Raw genomic sequence first — 22422 nt, 5'->3', positions numbered from 1 at the left:
TTCATTCCGCTTCAGCGCGGCAAAGCGCCACGGTATCCTCGATCAGCCGCCGCGCCACGGTACCGGGCGGTGGAAGCTGGGGCAGCGCCTCATGGTGATACCAGGCCGCATCCAGCAGCTCTTTGGGATCAATGTGTATGTCACCGCTTTCATAGTCGGCCATAAATGCCATCATCAGCGACTGGGGAAACGGCCATGGCTGAGAGGAGACATAGCGCAGATTTTTCACTTTTAACCCGCTCTCCTCCATGACTTCACGCGCGACGGTTTGCTCCAGCGTTTCACCCACTTCGACAAACCCGGCCAGCACGGTGTAGATGCCGTTGCGGTGCTTAGTATGCTGCGCCAGCAGGATCTCCTTGCCGCGACGAATGGCGACAATAATGCAGGGGGCAATCTGCGGATAGTATCGCTGCCGGCAGTGACCGCACAGGCTGGCCCACTCGGTTTTGCTTGAGTGCATTTCATGCCCGCAGTAGCCGCACCACTTATGAGAGCGGTAGAACTCAGCCAGCTGGATCCCGCGCCCCGCCAGCTGGAACAGGCCGACATCGCCGTCGAGGATCTGTCGCAGAGTGCCCATCTCATTCGGACGGCTATCGCGTATCAGCCACACCGGCTCGCCCTGCCATTCACCGATCCGCATAGCTTTTGACCCAACCAGGCCTAATTCCTGCGCACTTCCCTGCGGCAATTGACCTTTCGGCAGCCATAGTTTATGTTCGTGACTGACAACCCACCAGCCAGCGTCTACGCTTGAAATCTCAACTTCCATAAATTGCACATCCTCAGCTAAATCGGCTTTCTGCGTAACGGGATTGGGATCGGGCACTTAAAATATCACTTTCGGAGTCACACATGCTCAACCAACTAGAAGTCCTGACCGCACGCGTTGCCGGGTGTAGTGGCCTGGTGGACTTTTGTCTGCAATCCCGCAAGCAGTTACTGGTTGCCTATTATCAAATGGTTGGCATTAAGCCTAACAAGGAATCCCATACTCCGCTCGATGAAAACGCACTGGATACCTTTTGTCAGCGTCTGGTCGATTATCTCTCCACTGGTCACTTTACGGTGTACGAGCGCTTTATCGAAGAGATGAAAGGCAGCGAGCAGCTGGCTAAGGCCGCGCTGATCTATCCGGCGCTTCAGGCGAACACGGCTGAGATTATGCAGGTTTATGATACTCATCTGGAAACGGCTATCGATCACGATAACTATCTTGAGTTCCAGAACGCGCTCTCTGAAGTGGGCGAAGCGCTGGAAGCCCGCTTCACGCTGGAAGATAAGTTTATACAGCTGGCGCTGGACAAGCAGGCGGATACCCCACAGGCCGCTAACGATTCTGCCCTGGCCCGTCCCGCCTGAAACGTTATCCGTTTGTAAAATCCTTGTAGTTTCAAAAAAGGCCCCCTATGCTGAGGGGGCAATGGCGTAACGCGCGGCTGCCGCCGTTACCGCCGTTCTGGTTCTCCCCCGGGAGACCAGAATTCTTCTTGTCGGAGTGCCCTTAGGGGCTGAGACCGTTAATTCGGGATCCGCGGAACCTGACCAGGTTAATACCTGCGTAGGGAACAAGAGTAACTTTTCAGTCAGGGTGTGCTGCTGTTTACCCACACTTTGCGCTTACTCCTCCGAACTCCGGACAAGCATCTTTTCCCGATTTATCAGGAACATGCTATGTCTGACTTTGAAAANCCCGCCGCGAACAGCGCGCGCAGGCTCAACAGTTTATCGACTCCCTCCAGGGCACCGCCTTTCCTCACTCAACGCGCATCTGGCTTGAGGGATCACGTCCCGATATTCGCGTTCCCCTGCGTGAAATCCAGCTCAGTCCAACCCGAGTCGGCGGCAGCAAAGACGCCCCCCGATATGAAGATAATGAGCCCGTGCCGGTTTATGACACTGCCGGCCCCTATGGCGATCCAGAGGCCAGCATTGATGTTCATGCGGGCCTGCCCCGGTTACGCGAGGGCTGGATTGGTGAACGCGCCGACACGCAAACGATTGAGACGCTCAGCTCAGCCTACACGCAGCAGCGTCTCGCCGATGAAGGGCTGGATCACCTGCGCTTCGAACACCGTCCCCTCCCCCGACGGGCGATGCCCGGCCACTGCGTCACCCAGCTGCACTATGCCCGACAGGGCAGGATCACGCCGGAGATGGAGTTTATTGCGCTGCGAGAGAATATGGGTCGCGAGCGCATTCGCGGTGAGGTGCTTCGCCAGCAGCATCCGGGCAACAGCTTTGGTGCGCATCTGCCGCAGGACATCACGCCGGAATTTGTGCGGCAGGAGGTCGCCGCCGGGCGCGCCATCATTCCTGCCAACATCAATCATCCTGAATCCGAGCCAATGATTATCGGCCGCAATTTCCTGGTCAAAATTAACGCCAATATCGGCAACTCTGCGGTCAGCTCCTCCATTGAGGAAGAGGTCGAGAAGCTGGTCTGGTCAGCGCGCTGGGGAGCCGACACGGTCATGGATCTCTCCACCGGTCGTAATATTCACGAAACGCGCGAGTGGATCCTGCGTAACAGCCCGGTACCCATCGGCACCGTGCCCATCTATCAGGCGCTGGAGAAGGTCAACGGCGTGGCGGAAGCGTTGAACTGGGAGATTTTCCGCGACACCCTTCTGGAACAGGCGGAACAGGGCGTGGACTACTTCACGATCCACGCAGGCGTCCTGCTGCGCTATGTGCCCATGACGGCGAAACGCCTGACGGGCATCGTGTCGCGCGGCGGTTCGATTATGGCGAAATGGTGTCTGTCGCATCATAAGGAGAGCTTTCTTTATCAGCACTTCCGCGAGATATGTGAACTCTGCGCGGCCTATGACGTGTCCCTCTCGCTGGGCGATGGGCTGCGTCCTGGCTCAATTCAGGATGCAAATGACGAGGCGCAGTTTGCCGAGCTGCGCACGCTGGGCGAGCTGACGAAGATTGCCTGGGAGTACGACGTGCAGGTGATGATCGAAGGCCCGGGACATGTGCCGATGCAGATGATCCGTCACAATATGACCGAGCAGCTGGAACACTGCCACGAGGCGCCGTTTTATACCCTTGGCCCTCTGACTACGGATATCGCGCCGGGCTACGATCACATTACCTCGGGTATTGGCGCGGCCATGATTGGCTGGTTCGGCTGCGCGATGCTGTGCTACGTCACGCCCAAAGAGCACCTTGGCCTGCCGAATAAAGAAGATGTGAAGCAGGGACTGATTACCTACAAGATAGCGGCCCACGCCGCCGATCTGGCTAAAGGACATCCCGGCGCGCAGATCCGCGATAACGCCATGTCGAAAGCGCGCTTCGAGTTCCGCTGGGAAGATCAGTTCAATCTCGCGCTCGATCCCCATACCGCCCGCAGCTATCACGACGAGACGCTGCCGCAGGAGTCCGGCAAGGTTGCCCATTTCTGTTCAATGTGCGGACCTAAATTCTGCTCCATGAAAATTTCCCAGGAAGTGCGTGATTACGCGGCGAAGCAGGAGGACAAAGTATGAGCCGTGGTCCGTTTCCCTTAACCGAAGCCCGGCTGGGTCTCTACCCGGTCGTTGAAACGGTCGCCTGGATTGAGCGCCTGCTGGATGCGGGCGTACGCACCATCCAGCTGCGGATTAAAGATCGGCCGGAAGCGGCGGTGGAAGATGAGATTGCCGCTGCCATCGCCCTGGGCAGGCGCTACCGGGCGCGTTTGTTTATCAACGATTACTGGCAGACGGCGATCGGGTATCAGGCCTATGGCGTACATCTGGGTCAGGAAGATCTGGACGTCGCCGACCTGGATGCCATTCATCGTGCCGGACTACGCCTGGGGCTTTCGACGCACGATGACGCCGAACTGGATCGTGCCCTGAAGGAGCAGCCATCTTATATCGCCCTCGGCCATGTTTTTCCGACCCTCACTAAACAGATGCCCTCCTCCCCGCAGGGCATAGAAGAGCTTAAGCGTCATCTTTCGCGCCTGCAGGGCGTATCAACGGTGGCCATTGGCGGTATCAGCCTCAGCCGCGCGCCTGCCGTGCTGGCAACCGGCGTGGGGAGTATCGCCGTAGTCAGCGCCATTACGCAGGCCGACAGCTGGCAGGAAGCCACCGCGCAGCTATTGCAGCTGGCGGGACCGGGGGGTACAGAGCATGTATAGCAACCCGCGTTTAGTACCTGTCAGCCATCAGCGCCTGGCCGGGTCGGGAGGCGCACAGCATGTTCAGTGACGGTGATTTTATGCGTTACAGCCGCCAGCTGCTGCTGGAGGAGTTCGGTCCTGAAGGGCAGCGCAAACTTCAGGCCGCCAGCGTCCTGATTATCGGCCTGGGCGGCCTGGGATCGCCTGCGGCGCTCTATCTTGCTGCTGCCGGGGTTGGGACACTGCTGCTGGCCGATGACGACAAGGTACATATCAGCAATTTGCAGCGCCAGATCCTGTTTCGCAGCCGCGAGACGGGCCTGTCAAAAGCGCAGGTCGCGAAAGCGCAGCTCCAGGCACTGAACCCTCAGGTGGGATTTATCGTACTGGAGGAGCGTATGGATGACAGTAACTTGCAGGAGGCGGTGGCGATGGCCGATCTGGTGCTGGATTGCAGCGACAATATGCAAACCCGTCAGGCGATTAACACCGCCTGCATACAGCGCAGCAAACCGCTGATCAGCGCCAGCGCCGTGGGATTCGGCGGTCAGCTGCTGGTGTTAACCCCGCCCTTCAGTCATGGCTGCTATCGCTGCCTGTGGCCCGATGAGACGGAGCCACAGCGCAACTGCCGTACGTCAGGCGTGCTGGGCCCGGTGGTCGGCGTGATGGGTACGCTTCAGGCGCTGGAAGCTCTAAAGATGCTCGCCGGTCAGGGTTCCTCGCTGGCGGGGAAGCTGCGGCTTTTCGATGGCCGACAGCAGACCTGGCGCACGCTAACTCTCGAACGTAGCGCTGCGTGCCCGGTATGTGGAGGCCGCGATGAACATCACCATTAATGACAGCAGCATGACCCTGAACGGTTCGCCCACGCTGGTTGAACTGCTCGAACAGCTTTCCCGCCATCAGCCGGGTACGGCGCTGGCGGTTAATCAGCAGATTATCCCTCGCGACCGCTGGGCATCTTTTCATTTGCAGGAGGGCGATGAGCTGGTGATTTTCCAGGCCATTGCCGGAGGTTGATATGTTTACTATTGCGGATAAAACGTTTACGTCACGCCTGCTGGCCGGAACGGGTAAATTTTCCAGCCCGACGGTAATGCTGAATTCACTGCGTGAATCCGGTGCGGAGCTGGTTACCCTGGCGATGAAGCGCGTAGATTTGCGCGGCGGGGATGACGGCATACTTAAGCCCCTGCAGGCGCTCGGCGTCCAGCTGCTGCCAAACACGTCCGGTGCTAAAACCGCAGAAGAAGCTATTTTTGCCGCCCGGCTCGCACGCGAAGCGCTGGGAACCCACTGGCTCAAGCTGGAGATCCATCCCGACGTGCGCTATCTGCTGCCAGATCCCATTGAAACGCTTAAGGCCGCCGAAGCGCTGGTGAAAGAGGGGTTTACCGTTCTGCCCTACTGCCATGCCGATCCGGTCCTGTGCCGGCGGCTGGAAGAGGTGGGCTGTGCGGCAATCATGCCGCTCGGTGCACCGATTGGTAGCAATCAGGGGCTTAAGACACGCGATTTCCTGACGCTGATTATCGAACAGGCAAGCGTGCCGGTGATCGTGGATGCCGGTATCGGCGCACCCAGCCACGCCAGCGAGGCGCTGGAGATGGGCGCAGATGCGGTGTTAGTGAATACGGCGATGGCGTCGGCTCAGGATCCGATACAGATGGCGCGCGCATTCAGGCTGGCCGTAGAAGCAGGCGCGCTGGCGCGGCGCAGCGGATTGGGTAGCCGACATCAGCAGGCGCAGCCCACCAGCCCGTTAACGGCCTTTCTGACAAAGGGAGAAGCCCAGTGAAAAGCTTTATCTCCCGATGGGAAACGCTGGAGTGGGATGATATAAGCCTGCGGATCCACAGCAAAACGGCCGCTGACGTGGAGCGGGCGCTGAACGCATCGAGACCAGGCCCTGAGGATCTGATGGCGCTGCTCTCCCCCGCGGCGGAAGCCTGGCTGGAACCCATGGCGCAGAAGGCCCGGCAGCTAACCCGGCAGCGCTTCGGTCACGCCGTCAATCTGTTCGTGCCGCTATACCTGTCCAACCTGTGCGCCAATGACTGCACCTATTGCGGCTTCTCCATGAGTAATCGCATCAGGCGTAAGACGCTGAATGCAGACGAGATTAAGCGGGAGTGCGCGGCCATCCGCGCAATGGGCTTCGATCAGCTGCTGCTGGTTACCGGCGAGCATCAGACAAAGGTCGGGATGGACTATTTTCGTCAGCATCTTCCCGCCATCCGCGCGTGCTTCAGTTCACTGATGATGGAGGTGCAGCCCCTTGCAGAAGAGGAGTACGCCGAGTTAAAAACGCTGGGGCTGGATGGGGTGCTGGTGTATCAGGAGACCTATCACTCAGCAGTCTATAGCCAGCACCACCTGAAGGGCAATAAGCAGGACTTTTTCTTCCGACTGGAAACGCCCGATCGTCTGGGACGCGCCGGTATTGATAAGATTGGCCTGGGTGCGCTGATTGGCCTGTCAGACAGCTGGCGCACTGACTGTTTTATGATGGGAGAACATCTGCTGTGGCTGCAAAAAAACTACTGGCAGAGCCGCTATTCGGTGGCGTTTCCCCGCCTGCGTCCCTGCGCGGGCGGCATTCAGCCAGCCTCACTGATGAACGAAGCGCAGCTGGTGCAGGCAATTTGCGCTTTTCGCCTGTTCGCGCCCGAAGTGGAACAGTCACTTTCCACACGCGAATCGCCCCAGTTCCGCGATCGGGTGGTGCCGCTGGCAATCAATACGATCAGCGCCTTTTCAAAAACCCAGCCCGGGGGCTACGCTGAACAGCAAACCGAACTGGAGCAATTTTCTCCGCACGATAACCGCCATCCGCAAGAGGTTGCGAATGCGCTGATGAAGGCCGGATTACAACCGGTGTGGAAGGACTGGGATAGTTATTTAGGACGTGTTTCGCAATAACATGAACCTGGCGCACCTAATTATTTATAGGGTCGGCCAGTCGCTTACTTAACGGCTCTACAGCGTGGTTTTGAACAGCTTGATCAGGTTAAATAGCCCCTTGCGGGGCTGTATTCAATCAAAACCGTATTTCTCAACGCCCCATTTCATTTTACCCTGTTTATCTTGATAGATTGTTTCTTCTATTGAAGAACTCATTAAATCAAGACAGGATTTTCCTTTATCACCCGTTTTTTCAAGATGTAGCCTGGCAATTGAATAATAGGTCATAAAAGACTCTTTATCATACTTATTACTATCGATGACATAAGAGCAAACAGAGTCTGTTCCAAACTTATCTCTTACAGGAGAATGACCATTTAGAACTATTAATTTATCCACAGAATTTAAAGCATCAAGTGTTTCAGGTGTCGATATAATAAGTGAATGAGTAAGTGCATTTCTTAACGCATTGCTTTTTTCTGTGCTTATATTTCCCGTTAGTAATGGAACATCATTTAATGCATTATGATCACCTTTATCAACACTATTAATAATACTATCTACATTTAAATAATTAGTAGCCATAGTATTACAGGCGCATGAAAATACCAATGTTACAGTTGCAGTATGAAAGCACCTCATCTTACAACTTCCAGACGAGTATCATTTGAGTCAAGTATACGTCTGCGTGTTCCCGGCCCCATAATGATACAACCTTCAGATGCCCATCCCGGAACACCATAAACTCTTTCACCGTGAATACGGAAGGCGCTTCTACCAAAAGTATCACCTGATGTTTGAACAAGTATAATGGTCATTGGGCCTTTAGATCTTGATTGTCCTGATATGCGATAGGTTCCTTGAGGTAATGGGCCTAATCCTTTCACCTGTTGACGATCTGGATTATTTTTATTAGTCATTCGCCCTGCATAACCTTTTTCAATAAAAGTGCTATTGTGAAAAATCTCACCAGTGCTTTGTTTATAAGTCCATGTCATAACCCACTCCTTTAATTAATCAAGCAGCTCATTCTCCCTAACTATCAGAATGAATGATATTACCATCTATAAAATGCCATGTTATTTTTTCATAACCTAAATCAATGCATTCAAGATGATTTTTATTTCCACCGTAATCATCTCTAATATCATACATTAGAGAGGTAATAGATTCGACTTTAACCTTTTCAAGAATAATCGAGAAATAGTGTTCTTCTTTTCCAGAATAATTAATGCGGTAATATTTAAACTCTGCTGATTTTAGATTTCTACTCGTGATTAATGCTTTATATAAATAGGTAGAAGAAGAATCTATTTCTTTATCAAAACTAATTGGCTCGTGAACTCTCGTTCCAGTAATTTTCCCTGTGTTGTTATCCGTAGGTAGTTCTACCATATGACGCAAAACAACGGTTTCAATGCTATGCTCACGACCAGAAACATCAACAGAACCTTTGATCAAGTTTCCGGCATCATCATAGAGCCAGAGATAAACGGGTATAGCCATTTAAAAAATCCTTTTAAGTTAAAATCCATTAGTTATTATATGGGTACTGTAACGTTAGTAAAGAAATATCAAGAAGCGTGCCACCCTCCACGGTTATGTTCGCCTGAAAGAAACGATCCAATCTCCTAACCATCGAGGCCGCACGCAACGCCGTTAATACTTTCTGGAGCGGCTTCGCAAGCAGCCGCACTACCACTGGTCACAGCCGGTGGCGACGCTAAACTGTCCGGGTTGGCGAGAATGCTGACCAGGGCCAGTTCGTTTTTCCCTCGCTGGCCCTGCCCTCATCGTACGACGCCAGTCATATGCCATCACCTGGCGACTTCACAGCTATATAATACGCAGCGGCTTAGTTACCCCGGTAGGTGGAATAACCATACTGGCTGAGCAGGAGCGGAATATGGTAGTGGTCACCGCTTTTCTCTGCGTGAAACACCACCGGTATCTCCGGGAAAAAAGTCGGTTGCCCGATACCTTTATAATATTCCCCAGTTTTGAACACCACTTTGTAATCTCCGGCTGGCATTGCTTCCCCTGCCGGATAGAGCGCAGCAATGCGACCATGACTGTCTGTGGTCCCCGAAGCGAGCTTTACCCAGCCTGTCTTTTGCTGTTGTTCAAGCTCAACCTTGACGCCCGCCGTTGGCACACCGGTTTGCAGGTTCAGCACATGCACGCTGAGAGGATTGGGTGTCGTCGTGGTATCGGCTGCGCCTGCGGAAAGTGAGGTAAGGATCAGAGCGGGCAGCAGTGCATGACGGGTAAATTTCATCGTTTATCTCCATTAAATGATTGCTAGCTAAATATAGCAACAACGCTAGCTATCACATGCCGCGGCGCACAATTTGTAAAATACTCCGCACGACCTGAATCGCAGGCATAAAAAAACCGCTCCGAAGAGCGGTTTTTATTCATCAACGATAGAAACGATTAGTCGTTTTTACCGCCAAGGCCTGCGTTCAGCAGTTCTGCCAGGCTGGCAGACGCTTCATCTGCGGTCACCTGAGGAACAACAGGCGTTTCGCCCGCTGCTTTACGGCGCATACGATCCTGATGATAAGCGTAACCGGTACCGGCTGGGATCAGACGACCCACGATTACGTTCTCTTTCAGGCCGCGCAGTTCGTCGCGTTTACCCGCTACGGCTGCTTCGGTCAGTACGCGCGTCGTTTCCTGGAACGAGGCAGCAGAGATAAAGGACTCTGTCGCCAGGGACGCTTTGGTGATACCCAGCAGATCGCGCGCAAAGGTTGCTGCGATTTTGCCGTTGGCTTCCAGCTCACGGTTAGAAATTTTAACGCGTGAGAATTCAACCTGCTCGCCGTCGAGGAAGTCAGTACCGCCCGCGCTGGCAATCGTTGCTTTACGCAGCATCTGACGCACGATGACTTCGATGTGCTTATCGTTAATCTTAACGCCCTGCAGGCGGTAAACTTCCTGCACTTCGTTAGTGATATAACGGGTCACCGCATGCACGCCACGCAGACGCAGAATGTCATGTGGAGACTCTGGACCATCGGAAACCACATCACCACGTTCAACGCGCTCACCTTCGAACACGTTCAGCTGACGCCATTTCGGAATCATCTCTTCGTAATGCTCGCTGCCATCAATTGGTGTGATCACCAGACGACGCTTGCCTTTAGTCTCTTTACCGAAGGAGATGATACCGCTGATCTCAGCCAGGATTGCCGGCTCTTTCGGACGGCGGGCTTCGAACAGATCCGCAACGCGCGGCAGACCACCGGTAATATCCTTGGTACCGCCGGATTCCTGTGGAACACGGGCCAGGGTATCACCCGAGCTGATTTTGATGCCATCTTCCAGCTGAACAATCGCTTTGCCCGGCAGGAAGTACTGAGCAGGCATGTCGCTACCTGGGATCATCACATCGTTGCCGTTACCATCAACGATCTTCAGCGCAGGACGCAGATCTTTACCACCCGCAGTACGTTCAGCACTGTCGAGGATTACCAGAGATGACAGACCGGTCAGGTCATCAGTCTGACGGGTAATGGTCTGGCCGTCGATCATATCGGTGAAGCGAATGAAACCGCTCACTTCGGTGATAACCGGCATGGTGTGCGGATCCCAGTTTGCTACGGTCTCGCCCGCTGCAACCTGCTCGCCGTCACCTTTCGCCATGGTTGAACCGTAAGGAACTTTATAGCTCTCTTTGGTACGACCAAATTCGTCGATCATCTTCAGCTCGGTGTTACGCGAGGTAACGACCAGCTTGCCGGCTGAGTTGGTAACCGACTTAGCGTTGATCAGCTTCAGCGTACCCTTGTTCTTCACCTGAATGCTGGATTCGGCTGCCGCACGCGATGCCGCACCACCGATGTGGAACGTACGCATGGTCAGCTGAGTACCCGGCTCACCGATGGACTGTGCTGCGATAACGCCGATGGCCTCACCTTTGTTGATGATGTGACCACGCGCCAGATCGCGTCCATAACAGTGGGCGCACACGCCGAAGTCAGTTTCACAACTTACAACGGAGCGAACTTTCAGGCTGTCGACACTGTGCTCTTCCAACAGGTCACACTGCTGTTCGTGCAGCAGGGTGTTGCGTGGCAGCAGAATGTCGGCGGTGCCCGGCTTGATGACGTCTTCAGCCGTTACACGGCCCAGTACGCGCTCGCGCAGAGGTTCTTTAACATCACCACCCTCGATAACCGGAGTCATCATGATACCTTCATGGGTACCACAGTCATCTTCGGTTACCACCAGATCCTGCGCCACGTCAACCAGACGACGGGTCAGGTAACCGGAGTTCGCGGTTTTCAGTGCGGTATCCGCAAGACCTTTACGCGCACCGTGCGTGGAGATGAAGTACTGGAGTACGTTCAGACCTTCACGGAAGTTCGCGGTAATTGGCGTCTCGATGATAGAGCCATCTGGCTTCGCCATCAGACCACGCATACCCGCCAGCTGACGAATCTGAGCAGCAGAACCACGCGCACCGGAGTCAGCCATCATAAAGATGCTGTTGAAGGAAACCTGACGCTCTTCTTCACCGTCACGGTTAATGACCAGCTCGGTAGAGAGGTTTTCCATCATCGCTTTAGCAACGCGTTCGTTGGCCGCAGCCCAGATATCGATCACTTTGTTATAGCGTTCGCCCGCTGTTACCAGACCAGACTGGAACTGTTCCTGGATCTCAGCCACTTCCGCTTCCGCTTCAGTGATGATTTCCGCTTTCTTCTCTGGGATAACCATGTCGTCGATACCAACAGACGCGCCGGAGCGGGCTGCATAGGCAAAACCGGTGTACATGGTCTGGTCAGCAAAGATAACGGTCGGCTTCAGGCCCAGGATGCGGTAACAGGTGTTCAGCATCTTAGAGATAGCTTTCTTGCCCAGCGCCTGGTTGACGATGGAGAAAGGCAGACCTTTAGGCACGATCATCCACAGGATGGCGCGACCAACGGTTGTATCGATGATGCTGGTTTTAGCAACCCACTCATCCCGCTCGTTTTTCTCGTGCTCGGTGATACGCACCTTAACGCGAGCGTGCAGAGAGGCCAGACCGGCGCGGTAAATACGCTCCGCTTCTTTCGGGCCAGTCAGCACCATGCCTTCGCCTTTGGCGTTAACACAGTCGCGGGTCATGTAGTACAGACCCAGTACAACGTCCTGTGAAGGAACGATGATTGGCTCACCGTTCGCTGGCGACAGGATGTTGTTGGTAGACATCATCAGCGCACGCGCTTCCAGCTGGGCTTCCAGCGTCAGCGGTACGTGAACAGCCATCTGGTCACCATCGAAGTCGGCGTTATAGGCCGCACAAACCAGCGGGTGCAGCTGGATAGCTTTACCTTCGATCAGTACCGGCTCAAACGCCTGGATGCCCAGACGGTGCAGGGTTGGTGCACGGTTCAGCAGGACCGGGTGTTCGCGAATCACTTCATCCAGGATATCCCAGACGACGGATTCTTCGCGCTCGACCATTTTCTTGGCGGCTTTGATGGTGGTAGCAAGACCACGCAGTTCCAGCTTGCCGTAGATAAAGGGTTTGAACAGCTCCAGTGCCATTTTCTTCGGCAGACCACACTGGTGCAGGCGCAGGTATGGACCAACGGTGATAACCGAACGTCCGGAGTAGTCTACGCGTTTACCCAGCAGGTTCTGACGGAAACGACCCTGCTTACCTTTGATCATATCGGCCAGCGATTTCAGCGGACGCTTGTTCGAACCGGTGATAGCACGACCGCGACGGCCGTTATCCAGCAGGGCATCGACCGCTTCCTGCAGCATACGTTTTTCGTTACGTACGATGATATCAGGTGCAGCTAGGTCCAGCAGGCGCTTCAGGCGGTTGTTACGGTTGATCACGCGACGATAGAGATCGTTCAGATCGCTGGTTGCGAAACGGCCACCGTCCAGCGGTACCAGCGGACGCAGGTCCGGCGGCAGCACAGGCAGCACGGTCAGGATCATCCACTCTGGCTTGTTGCCAGACTGGACGAACGCTTCCAGCAGCTTGATGCGCTTGGTCAGTTTTTTACGCTTGGTTTCGGAGTTGGTTTCGTTCAGCTCTTCACGCAGCTGTTCGCATTCCTGCTCCAGATCCATGTTTTTCAACAGGGCCTGGATCGCTTCCGCACCCATTTTTGCGTCGAATTCATCACCGAACTCTTCCAGCGCGTCCAGATACTGCTCTTCAGTCAGGATCTGACGACGCTCAAGGTTGGTCATGCCGCCTTCAACAACCACATAGGATTCGAAGTACAGCACGCGTTCGATGTCACGCAGTGGCATATCCAGCAGCAAACCGATGCGCGAAGGCAGCGATTTCAGGAACCAGATGTGCGCAGTCGGAGAGGCCAGCTCAATGTGACCCATACGCTCACGACGTACCTTGGTCTGTGTAACTTCAACGCCACACTTCTCACAGATCACACCGCGATGCTTCAGGCGCTTGTACTTACCGCACAGGCACTCGTAGTCTTTTACCGGCCCGAAAATACGCGCACAGAAAAGCCCATCACGTTCTGGTTTGAACGTACGGTAATTTATGGTTTCCGGCTTTTTAACTTCACCAAAAGACCAGGAACGGATCATGTCTGGCGAGGCCAGAGCAATTTTGATCGCATCAAACTCTTCGGTCTTAGTTTGCGCTTTCAGAAACTTAAGTAAGTCTTTCACGGATTAGCTCCCGTCGGAGTGAGACTTCTCAGGAATGCCCGGAGTGACCCGGGCGTCCTGTAACCAGTACATATTCGAGTGCTTTACCCGTTTTCCTGCAGGCTGCGGCCAGGGCCACAGCCTGCCATCGACAGGGGTTACTCGTCTTCCAGCTCGATGTTAATACCCAGCGAGCGGATCTCTTTCAACAGTACGTTGAAGGATTCCGGCATGCCCGGTTCCATCTGATGGTTACCGTCCACGATGTTTTTATACATCTTGGTACGGCCATTAACGTCATCAGACTTCACGGTCAGCATTTCCTGCAGGGTATAAGCGGCACCGTATGCTTCCAGTGCCCACACTTCCATCTCACCGAAGCGCTGTCCACCGAACTGCGCCTTACCACCCAGCGGCTGCTGAGTCACGAGGCTATAGGATCCGGTAGAACGTGCATGCATTTTGTCATCCACTAAGTGGTTGAGTTTGAGCATGTACATATAGCCAACGGTAACCTGACGCTCGAACTGTTCGCCGGTACGGCCATCGAACAGGGTAATCTGACCGGAAGAAGGCAGGCCGCCGAGCTGAAGCAGCTCTTTGATCTCGCTCTCCTTCGCACCGTCAAACACCGGCGTTGCGATTGGCATACCCTTCTTCAGGTTTTCAGCCAGACGCAACACTTCGTCGTCGGTAAAGGTATTCAGATCGACTTTCTGACGCACATCGGTGCCCAGATCGTACGCGCGCTGAATAAATTCACGCAGCTTAGACACTTCTTCCTGCTTCTTAAGCATGGCGTTGATTTTCTCGCCGATACCTTTAGCAGCCATACCCAGATGGGTTTCAAGAATCTGTCCAATGTTCATACGTGATGGTACGCCCAGCGGGTTCAGTACGATATCGACCGGCGTACCGTTCTCATCGTATGGCATATCTTCGATCGGGTTGATCTTGGAGATAACACCTTTGTTCCCGTGACGACCTGCCATTTTGTCACCAGGCTGGATCTGACGTTTAACGGCCAGATACACTTTCACGATTTTCAGCACGCCAGGTGCCAGGTCATCGCCCTGAGTGATTTTGCGGCGCTTCGCGTCGAGTTTTTTCTCAAACTCGCGCTTCAGTTCGTCGTACTGCTCTGCCAGCTGCTCCAGCTGGTTTTGCTTGTCTTCGTCGGTCAGACCAAGCTCTAACCAGCGCTCGCGCGGCAGTTTTTCCAGCTTCTCGGCCTCTACACCGCCGGAAACCAGCAGGTAGTTGATACGACTAAACAGGCCGGCTTCGAGGATCTGCAGTTCTTCAGACAGGTCTTTTTTGGCCTGCTTCAGCTGCATCTCTTCGATTTCCAGCGCGCGCTTGTCTTTTTCCACGCCATCGCGGGTAAAGACCTGCACGTCGATAATGGTGCCTGATACGCCGTTCGGTACACGCAGAGAAGAATCTTTAACGTCAGATGCCTTCTCACCGAAGATAGCACGCAGCAGCTTCTCTTCTGGTGTCAGCTGGGTTTCGCCTTTTGGCGTAACCTTACCAACCAGAATGTCGCCACCGGTCACTTCAGCACCGATATAAACGATACCGGATTCATCCAGCTTGGAGAGCGCAGCTTCACCCACGTTAGGGATATCAGCGGTAATCTCTTCTGGCCCCAGCTTGGTGTCGCGAGACACACACGCCAGTTCCTGAATGTGGATGGTGGTGAAGCGATCTTCCTGTACCACGCGCTCGGAGACTAAGATGGAGTCTTCGAAGTTATAGCCGTTCCACGGCATGAACGCGACGCGCATGTTCTGACCCAGTGCCAGTTCGCCCAGATCCGTTGAAGGACCGTCGGCCAGCACGTCACCACGTTCAATCGGTTCACCCAGGTTGACACACGGCATCTGGTTGATACAGGTGTTCTGGTTAGAACGGGTGTACTTGGTCAGGTTATAGATATCAATGCCCGCTTCGCCCGGGTACATTTCGTCTTCGTTAACTTTGATAACGATACGAGACGCATCCACGTACTGAACGGTACCACCACGTTTCGCTACGGCTGTTACACCGGAGTCTACCGCTACCGCGCGTTCCATACCGGTACCAACCAGCGGCTTATCAGCACGCAGAGTAGGAACCGCCTGACGTTGCATGTTTGCACCCATCAATGCGCGGTTGGCGTCATCGTGCTCCAGGAACGGGATCAGTGACGCACCGACGGAAACCACCTGCTGGGTGGAAACGTCCATGTAGTCAACCTGATCGCGGCTGAACAGGCTCGATTCGCCTTTACTACGGCAGGTCACCAGGTCGTCTACGAAGTGACCTTCGTCGTCGAGGTTGGTGTTCGCCTGAGCGATAACGTAGTTACCCTCTTCAATAGCGGAGAGGTAATGAATTTCGTCGGTCACCACGCCGTCGATAACGCGACGGTATGGGGTTTCCAGGAAACCGTACTCGTTAGTCTGTGCATAAACAGACAGGGAGTTGATCAGACCGATGTTTGGACCTTCAGGCGTTTCGATTGGGCACACGCGACCGTAGTGAGTCGGGTGAACGTCTCGAACTTCAAAGCCTGCACGCTCACGCGTCAGACCGCCTGGACCCAGTGCGGAGATACGACGTTTGTGCGTAATCTCCGACAGCGGGTTGTTCTGGTCCATAAACTGTGACAGCTGGCTGGAGCCGAAGAACTCTTTAACGGCAGCCGAAATCGGCTTGGCGTTGATCATGTCCTGTGGCATCAGGGTGTCGAGGTCGCCCAGAGACAGACGCTCTTTCACCGCGCGCTCTACGCGCACCAGGCCAACACGGAACTGGTTTTCAGCCATTTCGCCAACGGAACGGATACGACGGTTGCCGAGGTGGTCAATATCATCCACTTCGCCAATACCGTTACGGATACCGATGAGCTTCTTCATCACTTCAATGATGTCGTCTTTGCTCAGGATACCGGAACCTTCGATCTCGTCACGCAGCAGAGAACGGTTGAACTTCATACGACCCACCGCGGACAGATCGTAGCGGTCTTCGGAGAAGAACAGGTTCTCGAACAGGTTTTCAGCCGCTTCACGCGTTGGTGGCTCACCAGGACGCATCATACGGTAGATCTCAACCAGCGCGCTCAGGCGATCGCTGGTTGGGTCGACGCGTACGGTTTCGGACATGTAAGCGCCGTGATCCAGATCGTTGGTGAACAGCGTTTCAATACGCTTGTGACCGGCCTGGCTCAGCTTGGCCAGCAGGTCCAGCGACAGCTCCATGTTCGCCGCGACAATCAGTTCGCCGGTGCTTTCGTCGATATAATCCCTGGCAACGACTTTGCCCGCGATATATTCAACCGGAACTTCGATGTGCTCAACGCCATCTTTTTCCAGCTGACGAATATGACGTGCAGTAATGCGGCGGGCTTTCTCAACGTACACGGTGCCGTTAGCTTCGATATCGAAGGAAGCGGTTTCACCGCGCAGACGCTCAGGAACCAGCTCCATCTGCAGCTTGTTGTCGCGAATATCAAACACAACTTTGTCAAAGAACAGGTCGAGGATCTGTTCTGTTGTGTAGTTCAGCGCGCGCAGAATGATGGTTGCGGGCAGCTTACGACGACGGTCAATACGGACGAACAGGTTGTCTTTTGGATCGAATTCAAAATCCAGCCATGAGCCGCGGTAAGGGATGATACGTGCGTTATACAGCACTTTACCCGATGAGTGGGTTTTACCCTTATCGCTGTCAAAGAAGACGCCAGGACTACGATGCAGCTGAGAAACGATAACCCTTTCCGTACCGTTGATCACAAAGGTACCGTTATCGGTCATGAGCGGAATTTCGCCCATGTAAACTTCTTGTTCTTTGATGTCCTTAACGGTGCCTTCCGGCGCTTCGCGCTCGTAGATCACCAGGCGCAGTTTTACGCGCAGGGGTGCAGAATACGTGACGCCACGAATCTGACACTCTTTCACATCAAATACAGGTTCGCCTAAACGGTAGCTGACGTACTGCAGCTCAGAGTTACCGCTATAGCTTTGGATAGGGAATACGGAACGGAATGCGGCTTCCAGACCATATTGACCTTCCGGATCTTGCTCGATGAACTTCTGGAACGAGTCAAGCTGGATGGAAAGGAGATAAGGAATGTCCAGAACTTGTGGACGTTTTCCAAAATCCTTACGAATGCGTTTTTTCTCGGTATAGGAGTAAACCATAGGGTTCCTCAGCTCGCTGAAAAGTAGAACCTCTCTGTCCGTCCGGGGGGGACAGTTCATGCGACACTATTTTGTTGGCCGGAAAGGCAGACGCCTTCCGTAATACATCTTTCTATCACTCTTAAATCATTTCGCTGCCATTGCCCGGCAGAGCGCCGTGCGGGAAAGCAGTATATTAAGGCGTCGATAGAAAAAGATATTAAGCAAATCAATGGTTAAACAGTGTGAAACACCATTGACGCTGTAAAGCGCAAAAAGGCTGGTGACCAAAAAGTCACCAGCCATCAGCCCGGAAAATCAGGCTGCAGTCTGTAGAGCAGGCTTATTTAACTTCAACTTCTGCGCCAGCTTCTTCCAGAGTTTTCTTCAGTGCTTCTGCGTCGTCTTTGCTGATGCCTTCTTTCAGGGCAGCAGGTGCAGACTCAACCAGATCTTTAGCTTCTTTCAGGCCCAGACCGGTTGCGCCACGTACTGCTTTGATCACGGCAACTTTGTTTGCGCCGATAGCTTTCAGTACAACGTCAAATTCGGTTTTTTCTTCAACAGCTTCAGCAGCAGCAGCAGGACCTGCAACAGCAGCAGCAGCTGAAACGCCGAATTTCTCTTCCATAGCGGAGATCAGTTCAACGATTTCCATTACAGACAGAGCGGCAACGCCTTCAATGATTTGGTCTTTAGTGATTGACATTTCGTGTTCCTAAATTCAGAAAGTAATTTATACGTTAGCAAATGAACGGAAAAGAAAGGCTGGCGATTAAGCAGCAGCTTCTTCTTTCTGATCGCGTACAGCAGCCAGAGTGCGAACCAGTTTGCCGGCAGCGGCTTCTTTCATGGTTGCCATCAGGCGTGCGATTGCTTCATCGTAAGTAGGCAGAGTTGCCAGGCGGTCGATCTGATCCGCACTGATTAACTCGCCTTCAAAGGCGGCAGCTTTAACCTCGAATTTTGCATTCGCTTTCGCGAACTCTTTGAACAGACGAGCAGCAGCGCCCGGATGTTCCATAGAGTATGCAATCAAGGTTGGACCGGTTAACGTGTCTTTCAGGCACTCAAACTGAGTACCTTCAACGACGCGGCGCAGCAGGGTGTTACGAACAACACGCATGTATACGCCAGCTTCACGACTTGCTTTACGCAGTTCGGTCATTTTATCTACGGTAACGCCACGAGAATCCGCAACTACCGCAGACAGCGCGCCTTTGGCTACTTCGCTGACTTCAGCAACAATCGCTTGTTTGTCTTGAAGATTTAAGGCCATTAGCTTGTGCTCCTGGATTTTTGGCCGGGGATGGATTTCCCCGGAACTCACTTCGCCTGAACTGTGTTACCACAGACAGACGCTGAAACACGGTGAGCAGAATCCAGCAAAGACTATAAATATATTCTTCAGGTTCTGTCACCGTCTACGCAGGAAATTAAGTTTTATACCTCTAACGAGGTTAAAACACCTGCGGTCTTGGACGGAGGCCTGGATAAGGCCAGGCTCCAACCGAAAATTCTTTCTAATACTTCGTTCTTCAAGCCGCTGCTACGTGGGCTGCTGCAACCTGAATGACTCGATTAGAGGTCCTGTATATTAACAGAACAATGGGCGAAAGATTCTAGTCGAAATTTTCGCCCACGTAAAGCAGATTAGTTCGCTACAGCGTTCAGGCCAGCCTGATCAACTGCAACGCCTGCGCCCATGGTGGTGGACAGGCTAACCTTCTTGATGAAAACGCCTTTCGCCTGTGAAGGTTTCGCTTTTTTCAGCGCAACCAGCAGGGATTCCAGGTTTTCTCTCAGTTTGTCAGTATCGAAATCAACCTTACCGATGGTGGTATGGATGATGCCGTTTTTGTCGTTGCGGTAACGAACCTGACCGGCTTTAGCGTTTTTCACAGCTTCAGCAACGTTTGGCGTTACGGTACCCACTTTCGGGTTAGGCATCAGACCGCGTGGGCCCAGAACCTGGCCCAGCTGGCCAACAACGCGCATTGCATCTGGAGATGCGATAACAACGTCGAAGTTCATTTCGCCTTTTTTGATCTGGTCTGCCAGATCTTCCATACCTACCAGTTCAGCGCCCGCAGCTTTAGCAGCTTCAGCGTTAGCACCCTGAGCAAATACGGCAACGCGAACGGAACGGCCAGTACCGTGTGGCAGTACAGTTGCACCGCGAACGTTCTGATCGGATTTACGGGCATCAATCCCTAAGTTTACCGCTACGTCAACGCTTTCTACGAACTTAGCCGTCGCCAGTTCCTTCAGCAGAGCAACAGCTTCGTTGATGTCATACTGTTTAGTTGAATCAACTTTGTCACGGATCACGCGCATGCGCTTGGTCAGCTTAGCCATTTCTTAATCCTCTACTACCAGGCCCATGGAACGAGCAGTACCTTCGATGGAGCGAGTCATCGCTTCCAGGTCAGCACCAGTCATGTCCGCAGCTTTGGTTTCTGCGATTTCACGTACCTGAGCACGCGATACTTTACCTACTTTGTCTTTGTTCGGCTTGCCGGAACCAGACTTGATACCTGCCGCTTTCTTCAGCAGAACTGCTGCTGGAGGCGTTTTGGTAACGAAGGTGAAAGAGCGGTCAGAATAAACGGTAATAACTACCGGAATTGGCAGACCCTTTTCCAGGGAATCTGTTTTGGCGTTAAACGCTTTACAGAATTCCATGATGTTAACACCCTGCTGACCCAGTGCTGGACCAACCGGTGGACTTGGGTTAGCCATACCGGCTGAAACCTGCAGCTTGACGTAGGCTTGTACTTTCTTAGCCATGATATTTCCTCTATTGGGTTCAAGCGCTCCAGATGGAGCTCCCCGTGATTAATATTTCACGCGCTTCAGCAGCGCATAAAAACAAAAGGCGCGAAATTGTATGGCAATTTCGCGCCTCTCGCAACTCATATTCCGGTCACGCACTTAATTTCCAGGCCTGAGCCTGCGTTTAAGCGGTGTTCACAATGAATATCAGCCTTTTTCTACCTGCCCAAAGTCCAGCTCAACCGGCGTTGCGCGGCCAAAGATGGATACAGAAACTTTCAGGCGGCTTTTCTCATAATCCACTTCTTCAACAACACCGTTGAAGTCAGCAAACGGACCATCGCTGACGCGAACCATTTCACCTGGCTCAAACAGCGTTTTCGGACGTGGTTTATCACCAGCCTGCTGCAGGCGGTTCATGATTGCATCAACTTCTTTATCGCTGATAGGTGCCGGGCGATCGGAAGTACCACCAATGAATCCCATCACGCGGGGCACGCTGCGCACCAGGTGCCAGCTTGCATCATTCATGACCATTTGTACCAGAACATAGCCTGGAAAGAACTTGCGTTCGCTCTTACGACGCTGGCCGCCGCGGATCTCAACCACTTCTTCGGTTGGAACCATGACGTCGCCAAACAGTTCTTCCATGTTATGCAACTTGATATGCTCGCGCAGCGATTGAGCTACGCGGCCTTCAAAACCGGAAAACGCCTGAACGACGTACCAGCGCTTTTTTGGAGCTTCAGACATCTCAGAACCTCAGGCCAGTGATAAACGATACCAGACGGACCAGAATACCATCCAGTCCCCACAAAATCAGTGACATCACGGCGGTAACCGCGGCAACGATTAACGTGGTGTGCAACGTTTCCTGGCGAGTCGGCCAAATGACCTTGCGAACTTCGGTGCGCGCTTCACGGGCAAATGCCAGCGTAGACTTGCCTTTCGCCGTTAGCAAAGCGATGCCGCCAGCAACAGCAATCAATACAACAACGGCCAGCGCTCGCAGCGGCAGCATGACCTCACGATAATAGTAGTTGCCGACGATAGCCACGATAAGCAGTAGCGCCACCACTAACCATTTTACCGCTTCCAGGCCGCGTCCGCTCCCTTGAGCTTCGGTATTAGCACTCATAAACCAACCTGCCACAATATATCAGAAACTATTTTGCCCCGTAAAACGAGGCAACCGAACCGAATGATGCTGTTAGGCGAAACCCGGCATATCCCTTCATTTTTCAAGCCGCGACGTGAAACTGATGGGTTTAACGCCGTGCTACAGAGCCTGTCTCAGCAATGATTATGGCTGAAAATCACTGATGAGTCAGGTTCTATGTTACAGCGTGCAAAAAGGGCATCAAATGATGCCCTTTTCATGTGTGTTGCGTCAAATATTATCAGCGATTAGGCAATAACTTTAGCAACAACACCCGCACCAACGGTACGACCACCTTCACGGATGGCGAAACGCAGGCCGTCATCCATTGCGATTGGGTGGATCAGGGTAACAATCATCTGAATGTTGTCACCAGGCATGACCATCTCAACGCCTTCTGGCAGTTCGATGGTACCGGTCACGTCAGTTGTACGGAAGTAGAANATCATCTGAATGTTGTCACCAGGCATGACCATCTCAACGCCTTCTGGCAGTTCGATGGTACCGGTCACGTCAGTTGTACGGAAGTAGAACTGTGGACGGTAGCCTTTGAAGAACGGAGTATGACGGCCGCCTTCATCTTTGGACAGAATATAAACTTCTGACTCAAATTTGGTGTGTGGCTTGATTGAGCCTGGCTTAGCCAGAACCTG

Annotated in this window: 19 protein-coding genes, 2 pseudogenes and 1 riboswitch; of the genes and pseudogenes, 7 read left to right on the top strand and 14 right to left on the bottom strand. The window is 53.4% G+C overall.

All coding sequences use genetic code 11. The features are described 5' to 3' along the window. Position 1 precedes the first annotated feature (1 nt). Positions 2–775, bottom strand: coding sequence for an NAD(+) diphosphatase (gene nudC / locus A1830_RS20340; RefSeq protein ID WP_067710331.1), 774 nt, complete (start codon positions 773–775; stop codon positions 2–4). Positions 776–858: 83 nt separating this feature from the next. Here nudC and A1830_RS20335 point away from each other — a divergent pair, with 83 nt between their 5' ends. From A1830_RS20335 to thiH, 7 genes and pseudogenes are all read left to right on the top strand, one after another. Then, positions 859–1365: an Rsd/AlgQ family anti-sigma factor gene (locus tag A1830_RS20335; protein ID WP_067710329.1), complete on the top strand. Its 507-nt coding sequence runs from the start codon at positions 859–861 to the stop codon at positions 1363–1365. Between the two features lie 122 nt (positions 1366–1487). After that, positions 1488–1588, top strand: a riboswitch (TPP riboswitch). Between the two features lie 142 nt (positions 1589–1730). Then, positions 1731–3491: pseudogene (thiC, locus tag A1830_RS20330) on the top strand (phosphomethylpyrimidine synthase ThiC); the annotation flags it as partial. A gap of 8 nt (positions 3492–3499) precedes the next feature. Beyond that, complete coding sequence (thiE, locus tag A1830_RS20325) at positions 3500–4144, top strand: thiamine phosphate synthase (RefSeq protein WP_067710327.1); 645 nt, start codon at positions 3500–3502, stop codon at positions 4142–4144. 59 nt (positions 4145–4203) lie between these two features. Then, positions 4204–4965: a HesA/MoeB/ThiF family protein gene (locus A1830_RS20320; protein ID WP_067710325.1), complete on the top strand. Its 762-nt coding sequence runs from the start codon at positions 4204–4206 to the stop codon at positions 4963–4965. Then, complete coding sequence (thiS, locus tag A1830_RS20315; RefSeq protein WP_067710323.1) at positions 4949–5149, top strand: sulfur carrier protein ThiS; 201 nt, start codon at positions 4949–4951, stop codon at positions 5147–5149. The genes A1830_RS20320 and thiS overlap by 17 nt, the downstream gene beginning before the upstream one ends. Before the next feature lies 1 nt (position 5150). Further along, on the top strand, positions 5151–5927 hold the full coding sequence (locus A1830_RS20310) for a thiazole synthase (protein ID WP_067710321.1): 777 nt from the start codon (positions 5151–5153) through the stop codon (positions 5925–5927). Further along, positions 5924–7051, top strand: coding sequence for a 2-iminoacetate synthase ThiH (gene thiH, locus A1830_RS20305; RefSeq protein ID WP_067710319.1), 1128 nt, complete (start codon positions 5924–5926; stop codon positions 7049–7051). The genes A1830_RS20310 and thiH overlap by 4 nt, the downstream gene beginning before the upstream one ends. A gap of 114 nt (positions 7052–7165) precedes the next feature. Here thiH and A1830_RS22835 read toward each other — a convergent pair whose 3' ends face one another. From A1830_RS22835 to A1830_RS23555, 13 genes and pseudogenes are all read right to left on the bottom strand, one after another. Beyond that, positions 7166–7618, bottom strand: a complete 453-nt coding sequence (locus A1830_RS22835; protein ID WP_156485055.1) for a hypothetical protein — start codon at positions 7616–7618, stop codon at positions 7166–7168. Between the two features lie 53 nt (positions 7619–7671). After that, positions 7672–8031 carry a tlde1 domain-containing protein gene (locus tag A1830_RS21920; protein ID WP_073981073.1) on the bottom strand — a complete coding sequence of 120 codons (360 nt, stop codon included), beginning with the start codon at positions 8029–8031 and terminating at the stop codon, positions 7672–7674. 37 nt (positions 8032–8068) lie between these two features. Further along, a complete protein-coding gene (tssD, locus tag A1830_RS20300) occupies positions 8069–8539 on the bottom strand; it encodes a type VI secretion system tube protein TssD (RefSeq protein WP_067710317.1) in 471 nt (156 codons plus the stop codon). 349 nt (positions 8540–8888) lie between these two features. Further along, positions 8889–9311 carry a hydroxyisourate hydrolase gene (uraH, locus tag A1830_RS20295; RefSeq protein ID WP_067710315.1) on the bottom strand — a complete coding sequence of 141 codons (423 nt, stop codon included), beginning with the start codon at positions 9309–9311 and terminating at the stop codon, positions 8889–8891. Positions 9312–9469: 158 nt separating this feature from the next. Further along, positions 9470–13690, bottom strand: coding sequence for a DNA-directed RNA polymerase subunit beta' (rpoC, locus tag A1830_RS20290; RefSeq protein ID WP_067710313.1), 4221 nt, complete (start codon positions 13688–13690; stop codon positions 9470–9472). 137 nt (positions 13691–13827) lie between these two features. Further along, a complete protein-coding gene (rpoB, locus tag A1830_RS20285; RefSeq protein ID WP_067710311.1) occupies positions 13828–17856 on the bottom strand; it encodes a DNA-directed RNA polymerase subunit beta in 4029 nt (1342 codons plus the stop codon). 322 nt (positions 17857–18178) lie between these two features. Further along, on the bottom strand, positions 18179–18544 hold the full coding sequence (gene rplL, locus A1830_RS20280) for a 50S ribosomal protein L7/L12 (RefSeq protein WP_067710309.1): 366 nt from the start codon (positions 18542–18544) through the stop codon (positions 18179–18181). 66 nt (positions 18545–18610) lie between these two features. Continuing rightward, a complete protein-coding gene (gene rplJ, locus A1830_RS20275) occupies positions 18611–19114 on the bottom strand; it encodes a 50S ribosomal protein L10 (protein WP_067710307.1) in 504 nt (167 codons plus the stop codon). A gap of 374 nt (positions 19115–19488) precedes the next feature. After that, positions 19489–20193 (bottom strand): 50S ribosomal protein L1, encoded by a 705-nt coding sequence (gene rplA, locus A1830_RS20270; protein WP_067710306.1) that lies wholly within the window; start codon positions 20191–20193, stop codon positions 19489–19491. 3 nt (positions 20194–20196) lie between these two features. Then, complete coding sequence (gene rplK, locus A1830_RS20265; protein ID WP_067710304.1) at positions 20197–20625, bottom strand: 50S ribosomal protein L11; 429 nt, start codon at positions 20623–20625, stop codon at positions 20197–20199. A 192-nt stretch (positions 20626–20817) separates the two neighbouring features. Further along, positions 20818–21363, bottom strand: coding sequence for a transcription termination/antitermination protein NusG (nusG, locus tag A1830_RS20260; protein WP_067710302.1), 546 nt, complete (start codon positions 21361–21363; stop codon positions 20818–20820). Between the two features lies 1 nt (position 21364). Beyond that, a complete protein-coding gene (secE, locus tag A1830_RS20255; RefSeq protein ID WP_067710300.1) occupies positions 21365–21748 on the bottom strand; it encodes a preprotein translocase subunit SecE in 384 nt (127 codons plus the stop codon). A gap of 269 nt (positions 21749–22017) precedes the next feature. Then, a pseudogene (locus A1830_RS23555) lies at positions 22018–22395 on the bottom strand (hypothetical protein); the annotation flags it as partial. Between the last annotated feature and the right edge of the window lie 27 nt (positions 22396–22422).

Origin of the sequence: Erwinia sp. ErVv1 (assembly GCF_900068895.1) — a bacterium.
GTDB lineage: Bacteria > Pseudomonadota > Gammaproteobacteria > Enterobacterales > Enterobacteriaceae > Erwinia.
This window is presented reverse-complemented; position numbering and strand designations above follow the sequence as displayed.

Bases quoted from the DNA above. Each gene is read 5' to 3' on its own strand.
- nudC (WP_067710331.1), bottom strand. From the start codon at position 775: ATGGAAGTTGAGATTTCAAGCGTAGACGCTGGCTGGTGGGTTGTCAGT.
- A1830_RS20335 (WP_067710329.1), top strand. From the start codon at position 859: ATGCTCAACCAACTAGAAGTCCTGACCGCACGCGTTGCCGGGTGTAGT.
- thiE (WP_067710327.1), top strand. From the start codon at position 3,500: ATGAGCCGTGGTCCGTTTCCCTTAACCGAAGCCCGGCTGGGTCTCTAC.
- A1830_RS20320 (WP_067710325.1), top strand. From the start codon at position 4,204: ATGTTCAGTGACGGTGATTTTATGCGTTACAGCCGCCAGCTGCTGCTG.
- thiS (WP_067710323.1), top strand. From the start codon at position 4,949: ATGAACATCACCATTAATGACAGCAGCATGACCCTGAACGGTTCGCCC.
- A1830_RS20310 (WP_067710321.1), top strand. From the start codon at position 5,151: ATGTTTACTATTGCGGATAAAACGTTTACGTCACGCCTGCTGGCCGGA.
- A1830_RS22835 (WP_156485055.1), bottom strand. From the start codon at position 7,618: ATGGCTACTAATTATTTAAATGTAGATAGTATTATTAATAGTGTTGAT.
- A1830_RS21920 (WP_073981073.1), bottom strand. From the start codon at position 8,031: ATGACATGGACTTATAAACAAAGCACTGGTGAGATTTTTCACAATAGC.
- tssD (WP_067710317.1), bottom strand. From the start codon at position 8,539: ATGGCTATACCCGTTTATCTCTGGCTCTATGATGATGCCGGAAACTTG.
- uraH (WP_067710315.1), bottom strand. From the start codon at position 9,311: ATGAAATTTACCCGTCATGCACTGCTGCCCGCTCTGATCCTTACCTCA.
- rpoB (WP_067710311.1), bottom strand. From the start codon at position 17,856: ATGGTTTACTCCTATACCGAGAAAAAACGCATTCGTAAGGATTTTGGA.
- rplL (WP_067710309.1), bottom strand. From the start codon at position 18,544: ATGTCAATCACTAAAGACCAAATCATTGAAGGCGTTGCCGCTCTGTCT.
- rplJ (WP_067710307.1), bottom strand. From the start codon at position 19,114: ATGGCCTTAAATCTTCAAGACAAACAAGCGATTGTTGCTGAAGTCAGC.
- rplA (WP_067710306.1), bottom strand. From the start codon at position 20,193: ATGGCTAAGCTGACCAAGCGCATGCGCGTGATCCGTGACAAAGTTGAT.
- rplK (WP_067710304.1), bottom strand. From the start codon at position 20,625: ATGGCTAAGAAAGTACAAGCCTACGTCAAGCTGCAGGTTTCAGCCGGT.
- nusG (WP_067710302.1), bottom strand. From the start codon at position 21,363: ATGTCTGAAGCTCCAAAAAAGCGCTGGTACGTCGTTCAGGCGTTTTCC.
- secE (WP_067710300.1), bottom strand. From the start codon at position 21,748: ATGAGTGCTAATACCGAAGCTCAAGGGAGCGGACGCGGCCTGGAAGCG.